This is a genomic window from Clostridium sp. SGI.024, from assembly GCF_050315195.1.
Lineage (GTDB): Bacteria > Bacillota > Clostridia > Clostridiales > Clostridiaceae > Clostridium.
In genome coordinates this window covers 1-15,782 of sequence record NZ_JBNPON010000021.1, presented here as the reverse complement: position 1 = coordinate 15,782, position 15,782 = coordinate 1, and the positions used below count along the sequence as shown (strand labels likewise).

Sequence of the window (15,782 nt, the reverse complement as noted above, 5' to 3'; positions counted from 1 at the left end):
AAGTAGCTTTTTTGAAGCTCTTATCTATGGATTTGATTTTATATAATATCATTAATATAAATAGAGGTTTTAATCTATATTGTAGTAGGATAAATATATAGATATGACTTATTAATAAAAAGCAAATAATTGAAGCTATATTTAAAATAAATATAGTGACTTTAAGCTTTAACTCTAAAAATATCTATTAATAGAAATAAAATTGATAAGATTAGTATTAGACTTATTGACCAAAATGAAAATTTAAATATTAAAAAAATTATTGTTAGTAAAACTAGTAACGTAAAAAATAATTTTATAAATTGCATTGTATCCTCCTATTGATAAATCTTCTTTAGTGTATTTTGTCCTAATTTTATAGAATAATGCATATAAAAAATTATCAATAGTGGAATATTTTTATAAATTCCTAAAAAATAAAACAATAAAGACTATATCAAGAAATCTTGATATAGTCTTTATTTTAAAACAGAAACTATCTTCTGTTATTTTGTGCTTTTCTAGCTCTTCTACAATCTGGACATCTTACTGGTTCGTTATCGAATCCTTTTTCCTTGTAGAATTCTTGTTCTCCAACTGTGAAAACGAATTCCTTTCCACAATCTTTACAAATTATTTTCTTATCTTCCATTCTAATTTCCTCCTTAAAATTCATAGGTATAAATTGATAATATCTTCCTTAAGGACAAGTATGAACTTTAAGGGGATAAATGTATCGAATTTTTCCTAATCATTTAAATATTCACCTTTATTATAACATAAAGGGAAATTATTGCAAGGAATATTAAGAAAAATATAAATATTTATTTTGAATTTTCAGAGAACTTTCTATTTTTAAATTTTAAATAATACACAGTAAATACTATTAAAGGAACTATTATAAAAGCTATTAGATTTATAACTTGTATGTATTTTAGTGCTTTATATAGATAAAAATTATTCATACCTAAGAAGTTTGATAAAACATAAGTTAAAAAAGTGTAAATACCAATAAATAGAGGCTTATTTTTACAGGATTTATTTATTATAAGTAATATGCTATAGCTAGATAAAAGGTATTTAATGAAAAAGCCAATTACTGTTTGAACTATAAAAAATAGCTCTCCAAATTCTAGGAATCCAGCTACTTCTATTCTTTGGCTTATAACAAATTCAGGATAAAAAATATTCGCAGCTCTAAATGGACCAAAGGCAGTTATAGCACCTACAATAGAAATAACTGCAAAAGCAATAACTATTAAACCTGAATAAAAGCTATGCTTAGAAATATGCTCTTTTTTATCAATAAATTTTATATATGGAATTGCTATCATAAAGGAAGAAAGGCTTCCTAATATCAATAAAATTGTAATAAAAAACTTATATGATAATCCTGTGCCTAGTACTGGTAGCAAAAAATTGATATCCTTATACATTTGTGAAAGTATAAAAAATGCAATTCCATTTAATATAAATACAGAAACACTTATTAATATAAAAATTAATATTGTACGAATTTTTTTACTAAAGATAAATAGTGATGGTGCTATAAAAAATATTAAAGCATACCAAACTGGTGTATCAATAAATAAAGTTGTATGCAGTACATTAGCTTCAACAGATGCTGATTCTATAGCATTGATAAACAAAGCTAATACAAATATAAATAGAAAAAATAATCCTAAAGGTTTAGGTAAGGCTTTAAGAAAAATTTCATTTATATCAGAAGCATTAGTAGATTTATAAATTTTAGTTATACAAAGTAAGAAAGCAATAAAAATCAATCCTGCTATTAAAGAAGCTAACCACGTATCTCTTCCCCCTGTATCTATAAATACTGACATATAAGTCTTAATTGAAATTATAGATACACCAAGTATAAATAAAATAAAATGTTTACTAGAAATCTTGTTCATATTAAATTCCTTTCAATTAAAATAAATTCATCTATTTTACTCTCCATAAAGAAAGTATTAGCTAAAATTCTAAATATATGAATAAATATGAAAAATAATTTTAAATTAGAGAGGATTTATTGCTTTAATTTAATATTTCAATTATTAATTTTATATTCTTAAATACCATAGTGTATATTAAATTGTTTTGTAACAAATAATACAAAAAGGTGATGAATATGAATAATTTAGAATATATTAAGGAAAAACTAAAAAACTCCTTTGATGTTAAATATAGACCAGTAAAAACTATATTAGGTAAGGCCACAATAGTCTTTATAGATGATTTATGTAATGCTGAAATGATAAGTGAATATGTAGTATCTCCACTTAGAGGGGTTGGAGATTTAGAGCCTGAAAGTGGTGAATTTACAACCTTACAACAAGTAATAGAAAATGCTTTAGATATAAATGCAGCAGGAATAGCTAAGGATGTAGATGATGCAATAATGCATGTATTATCAGGGGATCCAGCAGTGGTTTTTGAAAATTATAAGGAAATAATGTATGTAGAAGCTAAGGGATTTCCTGTAAGAAGTGTTGGCACTCCTGAAACAGAATCAGTTCTAAAAGGGCCTAGAGAGGGCTTTAACGAATTAATAGTTAACAACGTAGCACTGATAAGAAGGAGAATAAAGAACCCAGATTTAAAATTTGAAGCTATATTAGTTGGAGAAAAATCTCAAACAGCAGTTGCTGTATGTTATTTAGATGGTGTTGCTCCTAGGGAGTTAATAGATAAGATAAAAAACCAAGTAAATAATTTAGATTTAAGATTTATATTAGATACTAATTACATTGAAGATGCTCTTAAAAAGCAAAATAGTTTTTTTGATACAGTAGGGTATACTGAAAAGCCAGATGAAGTTTGTGCAAAACTACTAGAAGGAAGAGTTGGAGTAATAGTAGATGGAACTCCCTTTGTAATTACAGTACCTTATTTTTTCTTGGAAAACTTTCAAATGCCTGATGATTACTATCTTAACAAATATTATAGTAACTTTAATAGAATAATAAGATGGATAGCCTTTTTTACTGCAACTATTGTACCTGCATTATATGTGGCAATAATAACATATCATTTTTCTATGATACCATCCTTATTTATGTTTAGGCTTGCAGTATCTAGGGCTGGTGTGCCCTTTCCAACATTTATTGAAGTAATATTAATGATGTTAGCTTTTCAATTTATAAAAGAAGCAGGACTTAGATTACCTCAGCCAATAGGTGGAGCAATGAGTATAGTTTCGGCACTTATTTTAGGTGATGCTGCTGTAAGTGCAGGTATAGCATCAAGGATTACTATTATAATAGTAGCTTTAAGCACATTATCATATTTTTTAATACCAAAGCTTTATGGGGCATTATCTTTTTGGGCATTAGTGTTAGTTTGCTTTGCAACTGCCTTTGGAATTCCAGGACTTTTATCAGGTTGTATATTACTTGTAATACAACTATCAGAATTAGATTCAGTAGGATATCAATTCTTATTTCCAATAGGAAGTATAAGTGAATATAAATTTAAAGATGTAGTATTAAGAGGTTCATTAAAAAGAATATCAAAAGACTTTATAAAAAGGGGAGATAAAAATGAAGGGTAAGGTTTTTCTAAAATTTCTTTTTGTAGCATTTCTTCCTTTAATATTAGCAGGATGTTTTGATTATAGAGATATAAATAAAGTGAGTTTTTCCACAAGTATTATTTTCGATACAGATGATTTTGGTAGATCAGTGGTTTATGTAGATTGTGTTAAACCATATAGAAGTACAAATGAAAGCTCTGATAAAGGCAAAAGAATAATATATAAGGGATTAGGTAAAACAACATTAGAAGCATTAAGAGACATTAATTTAGCTTCTAGTTATGAATTAAATTATTCTCAAAATAGAGCATATATATTTACAGAAAAAGCAGCTAAAGAAGGTATAAAAAAATATACAGATTTAATAAATAATAATCAAGAATTTCAGATAAAACCAGATTTATTTGTATACTTTGGTGAGGTAGATGATTTATTAAAAATTACATCAAATGATGAAGAGTATCTAGGTTTATATCTTGAAGAATTAGTTCATAAAAACACTAGAAATCCAAGAGCTATGAGGGCTAATATTAATGATTATTTTAGTAATGAAACAGAATCTAATAATACCTATGTAATAGGAAGTGTTGAAATTAAAGAAGATGCTTTATATAAAAAAATAGAAATTGGTGGCGGAGCTGTAATTAAGGCTGGGAAATTAGTAGATAAGATAGATTCTAGGGAAGCTATGAGTTATAATTTACTAACTAATAAAGTTAAAAAAGGTACTTTAGAAATTTCTAATCCACAAGATGAAAAAGGGTTTATAACTTTAGAAATTTTGGGCAATAATACTAATAGTAGTTTAATTTATGATAAAGAAAAAATAAAATTAATTAAAGATTTAAAGATTAAAGTGTCAATTGCAGAGATTCAAGGAAGAGCTATAGTTGATAAAGAATTATTAGATTATATAAAAGCATCAAAAGAAAAGGAAATTGAAAGTTATCTTCAAAATTCATTTAAAAAATATAAAGAACAAGGAATAGATGTATTTGATATAGGAAGACTTTTAAATATTAACTATCCAAAAGAATATATTGAAGATCCTATTAGCATAACTGATTTAGAAGTAAATGTTGATTTGATTATAGAAGGAACTGGAATAGTTAAAGATAGTTTGTAAAATATACATAATTATTAATATGATTAACAAATAAAGTAAAAATCTATTGATATTAAAAGGAAAATAAAGTAAGATTAATTTATACAGGTTCTCTGAATTCGATTCATACTATACATAATAAATTGGGGAGGGAGTATGGACGATTATAAAGTTAAGTATCAGCAAATAAAGACAGATTACGAAAGCTATCAGAAAATCACTGAAGAATTTTAAATTCTAAAATAGCAATTACTAGGGATGATAATAATGGAACATATATTCATTCAAGAATTGGTATCCCAATTAAAGTAGAAGAAAAGTAATGATAGATTTTGATGATTTCAAGAAAATAAATGACACTTTAGGTCATCAATTTGGTGATAAGGTTTTAATAGATACTACGAATTTAATAAAAAGCATGTTAAGAAAAAAGGATATAATAGCTAGATACGGTGGAGAGGAAATAATCTTATATATAGATTGTACTGATAATATGAATGATATATATGAAAGGATAAACTATATTAGAGAAGCTCTATCTAAAAATTATATTTCAGAAGGAAAAATAAAGAAGAATATAACGGCAAGTTTTGGCCTAGGCTTTTATCCCTATGATGGTGATACTCTAGAGGCTGTAATAAATTGTGCAGATAAATTTCTTTACAAAGCTAAGCGTGCTGGTAAGAATAAAGTTATGAGTTCACATTTTTTTTGGTAATATAGATAGGGAGCAAATTGGTTCTCTATCTTTTTACTTTATAGAGTATTTTATTGTAAATAAAATACTCTATAAAGAATATATATATAATAAGATATAAAAAATCTATTAAAGGAGTGGATTCCAATGATTCAAATTTTTTGCGCAAAAAGAGGTGCAGGCAAATCTAAAAAATTAATAGAGCTTGCAAATGAACGTTCATTAATGGCAAAGGGAGATTCAGTTTATATCGATGATGACGCAAGAAGAATGATGCAGTTAAAGGGAAAGATAAGGTTTGTAGATACTAATGAGTTAGGTGTTGTAGATTGTGAAAGTTTTTATGGACTTCTTTGTGGTGTTGTATCCCAAAATTATGATCTTGAAAACGTTTATGTAGATGCTTTATCAAATATTGTTAATAAGAATATATCAGAATCAATTAATTTGTTTAAAAAGCTAAAGGAATTCTCTCAAAAATATAACTTAAATCTTTATATCAACTTAAATTGCGAATGCTTAGAAGAGCTTCCAGACTTTATTAAGGAATATGTTGCATAAATACACTTTAGAATGTAAAGTATTAATGTTGATTAGGCAAGAAAATAATTAAACGTAACCTTACGGAGTGTAAAATAATTTATAAATTTAGAGATAAAAAGTAAGATAAATAAAAATAATAAAATGAGATAATGAATGTTAAATTTTTAAAAGGAAAGATTAATAGGGAAGAGAGCTGATTTGATGTCAGCCTCTTTTTCACTATATAACAGATGTATCCTTTTTTTATTATTAAAAATGATTTCAGTAATTGATATTATTATTATAAAAAGATATACTATAATAAGTAAAGATTAGAGGAGGATACGTAGAATGGCTAATGTTTTAGACGAGTTATTAGACCGTGGGTACATAAAGCAATTTACTCATGAAGATGAAACAAGAGAATTGCTAGAAAAGGAGAAAATAACTTTTTATATAGGATTTGATCCAACAGCAGATAGTTTACATGTTGGACATTTTATTGCAATGATGTTTATGGCTCATATGCAAAAAGCAGGTCATAGACCAATCGCTCTTCTTGGTGGTGGAACTGCAATGGTAGGAGATCCATCTGGAAAAACTGACATGAGAACAATGCTTGCAAAAGAACAAATAGAGCATAATGTTAATTCAATAAAGAAGCAAATGGAAAAATTTATAGACTTCTCAGATGATAAGGCAATTTTAGTTAACAATGCAGATTGGTTATTAAATTTAAATTATGTAGATTTTCTTAGAGAAGTTGGAGTTCATTTTTCAGTAAATAGAATGTTAACAGCAGAATGTTTTAAACAAAGATTAGAAAAAGGACTTTCTTTCTTAGAATTTAACTATATGTTAATGCAAGGATATGATTTCTATGTATTAAATCAAAAATACGGATGTAAAATGGAATTAGGTGGAGATGACCAATGGTCAAATATGATTGCAGGTGTTGAATTAGTTAGAAGAAAAGCTCAAGGTCAAGCTATGGCTATGACATGTACACTTTTAACTAATAGCCAAGGTCAAAAGATGGGAAAAACTGTTGGAGGAGCTTTATGGCTTGATGCAGAAAAAACTTCACCATTTGATTTCTATCAATATTGGAGAAATGTTGATGATGCAGATGTGGAAAAATGCTTATCATTATTAACTTTTGTACCTATGGATGAAGTAAGAGCAATGTGTGCAGTTGAGGGAGCAGCTATAAATGAAGCTAAGAAGAGATTGGCTTTTGAAGTTACTAAGCTTGTTCACGGAGAAGAAGAGGCTATTAAGGCTAAAACTGCTGCAGAGGCTTTATTCTCAGGTGGAGTTGATATGAGTAATGTTCCAACTGTAACAATATCTAAAGAAAAAATAGGATCAACTCTTTTAGATATAATGGCTGAAAATAAAATAGTTCCATCTAAGGCTGAAGGAAGAAGATTAATTCAACAAGGTGGATTATCTTTAAATGGTGAAAAAGTTACTGATGTCACTAGAACTTTAGAAGAATGCGATTTAGAAGATGGATCAGCATTATTAAAAAGAGGAAAGAAAAACTACAATAAAATAGTAATAGAATAGAGAATAGATAAGAGTTAAGGAGTTTTTTATAAGCTCCTTATTTTTATTGGTAATTTAATTTTTACTTTAATTTCATTGACATTTTCTATGGTGATACTTCTAATTTATTGCAAAAGAGCTTTCTATCAAGAAAAACTTAAAAGTACTCGATATTATAAGTAATTAGAAAGGTATACAGGGTGGTAAAATGCCGGGGATATTTAACATAGGTAATAACTACAATATAAATAATAAAAAAATATCTAGTAAACTTACTTTTGGTATTAGAGAAAAGTTTTAAGGAAAAATAATTAAAAATGAAGGTAGTAAAGAAGCTACTATAAGATTAATAGATGGTTATATGAAAGTTTTAGATAAAGAAATAAATCTTGATTTAAAATGTGAATATAGATATGTTAAAATAATAGATATGGCAAAAAATAAATTAGCTTCTAATATTGAATCTATGGGATTTTTAGTTGATATTGAGGTATCTAAAAAGTAAGAGGAAGTGTCTTTGGCAACTTGTAGGACCTTTTTCAATTCTGATTCTGGAATTGCTATAGATAGGAGGGTATAATTTAATACCAAGAGGAAAAGGTATATGAATGGAAGAAAAAAGCCGCAACCCTAAAATATGAAGAAAATATAGTAGCACCTATTGTAACTGCTAGTGGTATTGGCTATATAGCAGATAAAATAATAGAAAAAGCAGAAGAAAATGCTGTCCCAATAGTGTATAATAAAGAATTGACGGACTTGCTTTGTAAAGTTGATATTGGAGAAAATATACCAACAGATCTTTATGAAGCAGTAGCACATATAATTGCCTATGTAACAGATTTAGATAGAATAGTAGAAAGGTGAGTAGATTAAATGGCTTTATACGCTATTTCAGATCTTCATCTTGCTTTTACAACAGATAAACCAATGGATATATTTGGAGAAAAATGGATTAAGCATGATGAAAAGATTAAGGAAAACTGGATTAGTAAAATAAAAAAAGAAGATACAGTCCTAATAGCAGGAGATATATCTTGGTCTATGAAGTCTAGTGATAGCAAGGGTGATTTAGATTGGATAAATGATTTACCAGGTAAGAAAATTATATCTAAGGGAAATCATGATTATTGGTGGAGCGGAATTTCCAAACTAAATAGCATGTACGATAATACAAAATTTCTTCAAAATAACTTTTATGTTTATGATGACTATGCAATTTGTGGATCTAGAGGTTGGATATTAGAAGGAAGCGATAGATTTACAGAAAAAGATAAGAAGATATTTAATAGGGAAATTATTAGACTTAGACTATCTTTAGACAAAGCAAAAGAAGCAGGATTTGAAAAATTCATAGTAATGATTCATTATCCTCCAATTAATGAAAGGATAGAAGAATCAGCTTTTACTGAAATATTTAAAGAATATGGTGTTGAAAAGGTTATTTATGGACATCTTCATGGTCCATCATTAGCAACTGCATTTAATGGAGAGCATGAAGGAGTAAATTATATTATTACTTCCTGTGATTACTTGAACTTTGATCCTATAAGAATATTATAATAAAAGAGAAATAAAGTTTGTATCAAAATATATGATGCAAACTTTATTTTCTTATTTTTATTAATATTGACACTAAAAAGGTACAGGATTACACTTAAATTATAAAAGTAAATGTTTTCGCAAATGTAGATTGGGAGGGGAATTTATGGCATTACATGATTGGAATAACGATGGTAAAAAGGACTTTAAGGACGACTTTATTGAGTACAAAATATATGAAGATAGTATGAAGAGTAAATACAATGATGATAGACAGAAAATTAATTACTCTAAAAGTAGAAATAAAAGCCAAATCTCATCCTTTAGTTCTATTTTAAGTATTGTTTTGGGGCTTGTTTTAACAGCAATACTATTTACTATATTAGATGTAAATATTGATAATGTGCCTGTTTTAGTTATTTGTTTTATTTGGTTGATTAATTCATCTATAATAGCTTTTTTAGCTACTATTATAGGCGTTTGAATTTAATATTTATTCTAAATTTAGAGCTGTTTTCCACAGCTCTTATATATTTGCTAAAAAATTCACAAAATGATTAAATAAATTGCTCAGAGTTATTGACAATCAATTTCAATTGACTATAATTGTAGATATAAGGAACATGTAAGGGGGAATATACATGACAATATTTAATATGAAGGTCGGACAAGCTGGTATAGTAAGAGATATAGAAGGAGATCCTAAATTAGCAAAGAGACTTAAAGCTTTAGGATGTGTAAATGGAACACAAGTAAAGGTTAAGCTAGTAGCACCATTAGGAGATCCAATAATAATATCATTTAGAGGTTTTGATTTAGCAATAAGAAAGAATGATGCAAAAAACATATATTTAAATGTTTAAGGAGTGGAAAATATGATAAGCGTAGCATTAGTTGGCAATCCCAATACAGGAAAAACTACAGTTTTTAATGCACTAACTGGATCAAAACAGTATGTAGGAAATTGGCCAGGAGTTACTATAGACAAAAAATACGGATTTATAAATAAAGATATAAAAGTAGTAGATTTACCTGGTATATATGCAATGGACACATATTCAAACGAAGAAAAAGTATCAAGAAATTATTTAGAAAATGAAGATGTAGACCTAATAATAAATGTAGTAGATGCAACAAATCTAGAAAGAAATTTATACCTTACAACACAATTAATGCAATTTAACAAGCCTATATTAGTGTTATTAAATATGATGGATATAGCTAATAAAAGAGGACTTAATATAGATACAGAAATTCTAGGAGAAAAACTAGGAGTATCAATTCTAGCAATATCAGCTAAAAATAAAAAAGGTTTGGAAAATATAGTAGAAGAAATAAATAAATCAAAAGAAATTATTCCCAATTATAATGTGAAATTTGATAGTGAGAATGATGCTTATTCTTATATAGATAAATTAATACACGAATCATCTAAAGGTGATGGAAAATCAAATTACATAGGAGAAAAAATAGATAAAGTAGTATTAAATCCAATATTAGCATATCCAGCTTTTTTAATTGCTTTATTTATAATATTTAAATTTACTTTCAACTGGTTCGGACAACCTTTGGCAGATGCTTTAGATGCTTTTGTAGCAGATACCTTTACATCATTTGTTGAAGGGTTAATAGTAAATTCATCTCCATGGTTTAGGTCTTTAATACTTGATGGAATCGTAGCTGGAGTTGGAGGAGTTATAGTTTTCTTCCCAATAGTATTTTCACTTTTTGTTGGAATCTCATTCCTTGAAGATTGTGGATATATGTCAAGAATAGCTTTTCTTATGGATAAAATAATGAGAAGAATTGGATTGTCAGGAAAAGCATTTATCCCAATGATAATGGGATTTGGATGTTCAGCACCTGCAATAATGGCAACTAGAACCTTAGAAAGTGAAAAAGATAGAAAGATGACAGCTTTATTAGCACCACTTGTAACTTGTGGAGCTAGGTTACCGGTTTATGCTTTATTTGCTTCAATATTCTTTGCATCTAATCAAGAATTTGTAGTAATGGGTCTTTATTTACTTGGAATTGTTGTAGCAATTTTAGTTGGATTGCTATTTAAAAATACATTATTTAAAAAAGATGAACAACCATTTATATTAGAACTTCCAGAATACAAATTACCAAGTTTTAAAAATATAATTGTAAATGCTTGGGATAAGTCTAAAGGCTTTATAATAAGAGCTGGAACACTAATATTTGCAGTTTCAATAGTAGTTTGGTTCTTAACATACTTTAATATGAATGGATTTACAGAAGAAATAAACACTAGTTTCTTAGCTAAAATTGGAGGATTATTATCACCTATATTTAAGCCATTAGGTTTTGGTGGATGGGAAGCTGGAGTATCAATACTTACAGGACTTGCAGCAAAAGAAGTAATAATTGGTACTATGGAAATAGTTTATGGAGATTTAGCTGTAGTTTTACCAACTATGTTTACTGGAATAACAGCTTTAAGTTTTCTAGTATTTGTTTCATTATATACACCATGCTTTGCAGTAATAAGTGTTATGAGAAAAGAATATGGAAGTAAGATGATGTATATATCAGTTATATATCAATTTATATTGGCATGGGTTGTTGCATATTTATTTAAATTTATAGCAACATTAATTACTGGTGGTGTTACTCTTTCATATACAATTCAATTCTTAATATTTTTAGGAATACTAGTTTTGGGAATCTTACTTTTAGTTAAGTATTTTAATAAGGAAGATTCTGGAGAAACAGTACACCAATAAAGTTAATTTTAATATGTAATTCATTCAAAACTCAGCATTAGCTGGGTTTTTTATTTTATATAAAAATAAATTAGAAGCCTATAGATATATATTACTATATATAACTGTGTTTTAGAAAAATGTTGTTAATATATTAAGATTAGAGACACGTATAAGATAATTTTCAAAATTATAGTACTATTATTTAAATTAATATTTACAGATTTTTATATGTTAAATATTATGTTGAAACATTAATTTATAAGTTGGAAAGTCCTTTATCCTAATATAAGAATATCCTTTTAAGAATTTTTTGAATAAGTCTATTTGGTTTAGTGTAAAAGTTTTATATTTATTACTGAATTCAAGAATGTGCCAATTTAAATAATTTTCAAGATATTTAGTTGCGACCCCTCTAAATCTAACTAGCCATCTCTTTATATTTAATGAAAAACTGTGAATAAATAAGCATTTTTTAGGTAAAGTATAGTTTAATTGTTCTATATCTTCTACATATAAATTGTTTTTACTTGATAGATTATTTGATTTTATTTGATTAATAATAGTAGAAATTGTTTTATTTTGTATTGGTAAAAGTTTTGTATTATGTCTTGAGGAATAAATTTCAAAGTATCTATCATTATAGGCAGATAAAATGGCATTATCATCGATGTTATATGAGAAATTATCTTTTATAGAATTAAGAGAAATAGTATATCTACTAATTACTTTTGATAATAAAGATTTATTACTATCCATTGCACAAGCTATAAAAACTTTTTCTTTTCTATTATACTTAGCATTTCTATCACCTTTAAAATTTTCAAACAGCATAACTTTACTTACTTCCACATAATTTTTCATAATATTGTAGTAATTTTTGTTTTGAGTAACTAGTATTTTATGTCTCCAATAAAAGGAGGTTGCTAAATTAATATTAAGAATAGTCGAACACTCTCTAAGTGATTTACCATTATTCAATAAAATAAAATATTTGATCCATAGGTCAGCTGATTTTTTTGAATAACTAAATAAGGTTTTCGTTTTTGGAGAAAATGTTTTATTACAATTTTTATTTGAACATTTATATCTTTGAAGATTATTATACTTACCAAATTTTATGATTTTTTCAGAATTGCAGTGGGGGCAACATTGAATTGCTCTATTTTTTAATAAATCAATAAATGCAAGGTTACTGTTATACTTATTTACTATATTTAGTTTATCTTCTACTGGAGCATTATCAAATTCTTGTATTTCATTTAGATACATATGTTTTTTCCTTTCAATAAAAAATAGATATATTTATTTTTGATTTTTGACAAGATTTAATTACTCTATTCAGTGCTATGATTTCTAACAACATTTTTCTAAAACAGACTCCTATATATTTAAGAAGTATATAGGTACTTACAAAGCATTACTGAATAATAAACATATAAAGTTATTTTTTTGATAATAATTTAATTATTTTAATTATATATATAGAAAATTAATATCAATTAATATATACTATCAATATATTTTATTATATTAAAATTAATATAAATAGAAAAAGTATATAGTGGTGTGGAAAGCAATATATGACCTTTCTAAATAAAAAACTAAACTAGTAATGTCTGATAGATTGGCTAATGTTAAAGAAGCTAAGAAAATATATGTTATGAACAAGGACGATTTAGTAAAAGAAGAAACTGGCAGTTTTAGATTCATTAATAGAATTAAAGGAAGACCTATTATATAAAAATGGAGAAGAAAGACTAAGGAATATTAATAAGAACTCTATTGGAGTTAAGGAGTTAACAAAAATCTGGATAAGATAAAAGAACATTAAGGAATTATAGAGCTACAACTGATGTTAAAATTATGAGATAAATATTAACTTAAGTTTCTATATGGTGAAATTTTGATTTTACATGAACCAACAAGTAATTAAGATGCTTTAAATGAAGGAAAAATTTTGAAGTCAATAAATGAAAATTGTAAGGATAAAACTATAATTCTTATTTCACATAGAAAATCTATAACTGCAATATGTGATAAGGTTTATAAGTTAGAAAATAAGAAAATAGTTTAAGAAAATAAGGAGGAGCTATAATATGAAATCTATAAAAAAATATTTTTATATAACATTAGGTCTTATTTCAGTGGTTCTAGGAGCTATCGGTGTTATCCTTCCTATATTGCCAACCACTCCATTTTTACTTTTAGCATCCTTCTGTTTTGCTAGAGGATCTGATAGATTTAATAACTGGTTTATTAGCACAAATCTATATAAAAAGCATTTAGAGTCCTTTGTTAGAGAAAGATCAATGACACTAAAGGATAAGATATGTATTCTTGCATTTTCAGATTTTATGCTTATGTTTCCATTAATTTTGATAGACAGCCTATTTATGAAGGCATTTATAGTAGTAGTTATAATATTTAAGTATTATTACTTTATATTTAAAATTAAAACAATAAAAAAGAGTGTTAAAATAATAAGAAGACTTGAAGAAGAGCAAATATAAAATAAATATATAATGTGACTTTGTTACAGTCAAAAAAATATTGTTGGAATATACTTATATCATAAAAAAGAATTTATGATTCGGGGGAATTGAAAATGAATAATATAAAAGTATATACAACAAACACATGTCCATGGTGTACAAAGGTAAAAAATTACTTAACAAGTAAACACGTTAACTATGAAGAAGTAAATGTTGGATTAAATAGAGCAGCAGCTATAGAAATGGTAAACAAAAGTGGCCAAATGGGAGTACCAGTTATAGATATTAATGGTAGTATAGTAGTTGGTTTTGATAAACCAAGAATAGACTCATTGTTAAATTTATAGTAATTATCCTTATTAAAATTATTTAATAAGTTGAATATAAGAAAAAGTAAAGCTACAATTATAATAGCTTTACTTTTTTATTTAAGGGGGAAAAATGGATTTAAGAGATGAATTATTGAAAAATTATCCTTTTTTAAAGGAATTGGAGAATGATGTATTAGAAATTATATTAAAGAGGGTTTTAGTAAGTAATTATGAACGAGGTCAAAATGTTTTTAGTAATAAGGTTAGTTGTATAGGATTTTCATTTATTTTAGAAGGACGTCTTAGAATATATAAAATTGGAGATGATGGTAAAGAAGTAACTCTTTATAGAATTGGAAAAGGAGATAGCTGCTTTAATACGATTTTATGTGCATTAACAGATTCTGATGAAGTATCTTTTGCAGATGTTGAGGAAAATGCAATAATTGCAATACTTCCAATGGATTTATTTAAAAGATATTTAATTAATAGTAATAGTTTTTTAAAGTATATGTTTAGAAATTTATATAATAAATTTGAAAACGTAGTAGAAGGCTTTGAAAAAGTAACCTTTAGTAGTATTGAAAACAGGATTATAGACTATTTTAATTTAAAACTTGCAAATAATAATGGGGCTAAGATTATATACACAACTCATGAAAAAATAGCTGCTGATATTGGATCATCAAGAGAAGTAGTAAGTAGAAGCCTAAAGGGACTTGAAAAAAGAGGAATATTAGAACTTGGAAGAGGGAAAATAAAAATAAAAAATTGGATTTACTAATTTAACTTGACAAATAACTAACAATATCTTAAAATTTGGATATAATAATATTATTGATATTAAAATAACAATCTAAGAAAAAACGGAAACAATATTATGGGGTGATATGGTGGATAATAATTATAAGCAATATGAGGATGTAGCAGAGTTTTTAAAGGTTTTGGCTCATCCGGTAAGACTGTGTATAGTAAAAAATCTTTTAGAGAAAGGATGTTGTAATGTAACTAATATGCATAGTTGCCTATGTATGCCTCAATCAACTATTTCTCAACATCTTCAAAAATTAAAAAGCATTGGAATAATTAAGGGGGAGAGAAATGGGTTAGAGATAGTATATGAAGTTGTAGATAATAGAGTTGAAAAAATAATACAAGCCTTATTAGATAGTGAATAAATTTAAAATACTCCTAATATGGAGTGTTTTTTATAACACATATATCTATAAATTATAATATATTAATATAGAAATAGATAACGATTAAAGTTTAGTGATTAATAATTTAGATAAATAAAAATAATTAATATAAAT

General features: G+C 26.4%; 18 protein-coding genes and 2 pseudogenes. 17 read left to right on the top strand and 3 right to left on the bottom strand.

All coding sequences use genetic code 11. From position 1 onward, the window contains the following. Window positions 1-475: 475 nt before the first annotated feature. Together ACQRD5_RS07975 and ACQRD5_RS07970 are read right to left on the bottom strand one after the other, a co-directional pair. Complete coding sequence (locus ACQRD5_RS07975) at window positions 476-631, bottom strand: zinc-ribbon domain-containing protein (RefSeq protein WP_016207738.1); 156 nt, start codon at window positions 629-631, stop codon at window positions 476-478. A 172-nt stretch (window positions 632-803) separates the two neighbouring features. Then, the gene (locus tag ACQRD5_RS07970; protein WP_294169439.1) at window positions 804-1,895 is read right to left on the bottom strand and encodes an endospore germination permease; all 1,092 of its coding nucleotides are present in this window, start codon (window positions 1,893-1,895) and stop codon (window positions 804-806) included. Between the two features lie 218 nt (window positions 1,896-2,113). Between ACQRD5_RS07970 and ACQRD5_RS07965 the strand changes: the two genes are divergently transcribed. From ACQRD5_RS07965 to feoB, 11 genes and pseudogenes are all read left to right on the top strand, one after another. After that, a complete protein-coding gene (locus ACQRD5_RS07965) occupies window positions 2,114-3,535 on the top strand; it encodes a spore germination protein (RefSeq protein WP_374044478.1) in 1,422 nt (473 codons plus the stop codon). Next, a complete protein-coding gene (locus tag ACQRD5_RS07960; RefSeq protein ID WP_427746671.1) occupies window positions 3,525-4,643 on the top strand; it encodes a Ger(x)C family spore germination protein in 1,119 nt (372 codons plus the stop codon). Before ACQRD5_RS07965 ends, ACQRD5_RS07960 begins: the two co-directional genes overlap by 11 nt. A 301-nt stretch (window positions 4,644-4,944) precedes the next feature. Further along, window positions 4,945-5,340: a GGDEF domain-containing protein gene (locus ACQRD5_RS07955; protein WP_291626568.1), complete on the top strand. Its 396-nt coding sequence runs from the start codon at window positions 4,945-4,947 to the stop codon at window positions 5,338-5,340. 126 nt (window positions 5,341-5,466) lie between these two features. After that, entirely contained in the window at window positions 5,467-5,880 is a 414-nt protein-coding gene (locus ACQRD5_RS07950) for a hypothetical protein (RefSeq protein ID WP_291626569.1), read from the top strand. Between the two features lie 312 nt (window positions 5,881-6,192). Continuing rightward, window positions 6,193-7,413 carry a tyrosine--tRNA ligase gene (gene tyrS / locus ACQRD5_RS07945; protein ID WP_291626572.1) on the top strand — a complete coding sequence of 407 codons (1,221 nt, stop codon included), beginning with the start codon at window positions 6,193-6,195 and terminating at the stop codon, window positions 7,411-7,413. Window positions 7,414-7,753: 340 nt separating this feature from the next. Further along, window positions 7,754-7,897 carry a hypothetical protein gene (locus tag ACQRD5_RS07940; protein WP_320900570.1) on the top strand — a complete coding sequence of 48 codons (144 nt, stop codon included), beginning with the start codon at window positions 7,754-7,756 and terminating at the stop codon, window positions 7,895-7,897. A gap of 107 nt (window positions 7,898-8,004) precedes the next feature. Then, a pseudogene (locus ACQRD5_RS07935) lies at window positions 8,005-8,259 on the top strand (EscU/YscU/HrcU family type III secretion system export apparatus switch protein); the annotation flags it as partial. Window positions 8,260-8,268: 9 nt separating this feature from the next. Continuing rightward, entirely contained in the window at window positions 8,269-8,955 is a 687-nt protein-coding gene (locus tag ACQRD5_RS07930) for a metallophosphoesterase (protein ID WP_291626574.1), read from the top strand. A 145-nt stretch (window positions 8,956-9,100) separates the two neighbouring features. Then, window positions 9,101-9,418 (top strand): hypothetical protein, encoded by a 318-nt coding sequence (locus tag ACQRD5_RS07925; protein WP_291626576.1) that lies wholly within the window; start codon window positions 9,101-9,103, stop codon window positions 9,416-9,418. A 157-nt stretch (window positions 9,419-9,575) separates the two neighbouring features. After that, window positions 9,576-9,797 carry a FeoA family protein gene (locus ACQRD5_RS07920; protein ID WP_291626578.1) on the top strand — a complete coding sequence of 74 codons (222 nt, stop codon included), beginning with the start codon at window positions 9,576-9,578 and terminating at the stop codon, window positions 9,795-9,797. Window positions 9,798-9,809: 12 nt separating this feature from the next. Continuing rightward, the gene (feoB, locus tag ACQRD5_RS07915) at window positions 9,810-11,684 is read left to right on the top strand and encodes a ferrous iron transport protein B (protein WP_291626581.1); all 1,875 of its coding nucleotides are present in this window, start codon (window positions 9,810-9,812) and stop codon (window positions 11,682-11,684) included. A gap of 213 nt (window positions 11,685-11,897) precedes the next feature. On the opposite strand, the gene ACQRD5_RS07910 is transcribed toward feoB, so the two are convergent. Then, window positions 11,898-12,935 carry an IS1/IS1595 family N-terminal zinc-binding domain-containing protein gene (locus tag ACQRD5_RS07910; RefSeq protein ID WP_291626583.1) on the bottom strand — a complete coding sequence of 346 codons (1,038 nt, stop codon included), beginning with the start codon at window positions 12,933-12,935 and terminating at the stop codon, window positions 11,898-11,900. 343 nt (window positions 12,936-13,278) lie between these two features. Here ACQRD5_RS07910 and ACQRD5_RS07905 point away from each other — a divergent pair, with 343 nt between their 5' ends. From ACQRD5_RS07905 to ACQRD5_RS07880, 6 genes and pseudogenes are all read left to right on the top strand, one after another. Beyond that, a complete protein-coding gene (locus ACQRD5_RS07905) occupies window positions 13,279-13,407 on the top strand; it encodes a hypothetical protein (protein WP_291626585.1) in 129 nt (42 codons plus the stop codon). A gap of 153 nt (window positions 13,408-13,560) precedes the next feature. Next, a pseudogene (locus ACQRD5_RS07900) lies at window positions 13,561-13,740 on the top strand (ABC transporter ATP-binding protein); the annotation flags it as partial. A gap of 22 nt (window positions 13,741-13,762) precedes the next feature. Then, window positions 13,763-14,176, top strand: a complete 414-nt coding sequence (locus tag ACQRD5_RS07895) for a YbaN family protein (protein ID WP_291626587.1) — start codon at window positions 13,763-13,765, stop codon at window positions 14,174-14,176. A gap of 95 nt (window positions 14,177-14,271) precedes the next feature. Further along, window positions 14,272-14,505, top strand: coding sequence for a glutaredoxin domain-containing protein (locus ACQRD5_RS07890; protein WP_291626589.1), 234 nt, complete (start codon window positions 14,272-14,274; stop codon window positions 14,503-14,505). 94 nt (window positions 14,506-14,599) lie between these two features. Beyond that, a complete protein-coding gene (locus tag ACQRD5_RS07885) occupies window positions 14,600-15,253 on the top strand; it encodes a Crp/Fnr family transcriptional regulator (protein WP_291626591.1) in 654 nt (217 codons plus the stop codon). Between the two features lie 109 nt (window positions 15,254-15,362). Then, window positions 15,363-15,647 (top strand): ArsR/SmtB family transcription factor, encoded by a 285-nt coding sequence (locus tag ACQRD5_RS07880; RefSeq protein ID WP_291626593.1) that lies wholly within the window; start codon window positions 15,363-15,365, stop codon window positions 15,645-15,647. Window positions 15,648-15,782 lie beyond the last annotated feature (135 nt).

Bases quoted from the DNA above. Each gene is read 5' to 3' on its own strand.
- ACQRD5_RS07975 (WP_016207738.1), bottom strand. From the start codon at position 631: ATGGAAGATAAGAAAATAATTTGTAAAGATTGTGGAAAGGAATTCGTT.
- ACQRD5_RS07970 (WP_294169439.1), bottom strand. From the start codon at position 1,895: ATGAACAAGATTTCTAGTAAACATTTTATTTTATTTATACTTGGTGTA.
- ACQRD5_RS07965 (WP_374044478.1), top strand. From the start codon at position 2,114: ATGAATAATTTAGAATATATTAAGGAAAAACTAAAAAACTCCTTTGAT.
- ACQRD5_RS07960 (WP_427746671.1), top strand. From the start codon at position 3,525: ATGAAGGGTAAGGTTTTTCTAAAATTTCTTTTTGTAGCATTTCTTCCT.
- ACQRD5_RS07955 (WP_291626568.1), top strand. From the start codon at position 4,945: ATGATAGATTTTGATGATTTCAAGAAAATAAATGACACTTTAGGTCAT.
- ACQRD5_RS07950 (WP_291626569.1), top strand. From the start codon at position 5,467: ATGATTCAAATTTTTTGCGCAAAAAGAGGTGCAGGCAAATCTAAAAAA.
- tyrS (WP_291626572.1), top strand. From the start codon at position 6,193: ATGGCTAATGTTTTAGACGAGTTATTAGACCGTGGGTACATAAAGCAA.
- ACQRD5_RS07940 (WP_320900570.1), top strand. From the start codon at position 7,754: ATGAAAGTTTTAGATAAAGAAATAAATCTTGATTTAAAATGTGAATAT.
- ACQRD5_RS07930 (WP_291626574.1), top strand. From the start codon at position 8,269: ATGGCTTTATACGCTATTTCAGATCTTCATCTTGCTTTTACAACAGAT.
- ACQRD5_RS07925 (WP_291626576.1), top strand. From the start codon at position 9,101: ATGGCATTACATGATTGGAATAACGATGGTAAAAAGGACTTTAAGGAC.
- ACQRD5_RS07920 (WP_291626578.1), top strand. From the start codon at position 9,576: ATGACAATATTTAATATGAAGGTCGGACAAGCTGGTATAGTAAGAGAT.
- feoB (WP_291626581.1), top strand. From the start codon at position 9,810: ATGATAAGCGTAGCATTAGTTGGCAATCCCAATACAGGAAAAACTACA.
- ACQRD5_RS07910 (WP_291626583.1), bottom strand. From the start codon at position 12,935: ATGTATCTAAATGAAATACAAGAATTTGATAATGCTCCAGTAGAAGAT.
- ACQRD5_RS07905 (WP_291626585.1), top strand. From the start codon at position 13,279: ATGTCTGATAGATTGGCTAATGTTAAAGAAGCTAAGAAAATATATGTT.
- ACQRD5_RS07895 (WP_291626587.1), top strand. From the start codon at position 13,763: ATGAAATCTATAAAAAAATATTTTTATATAACATTAGGTCTTATTTCA.
- ACQRD5_RS07890 (WP_291626589.1), top strand. From the start codon at position 14,272: ATGAATAATATAAAAGTATATACAACAAACACATGTCCATGGTGTACA.
- ACQRD5_RS07885 (WP_291626591.1), top strand. From the start codon at position 14,600: ATGGATTTAAGAGATGAATTATTGAAAAATTATCCTTTTTTAAAGGAA.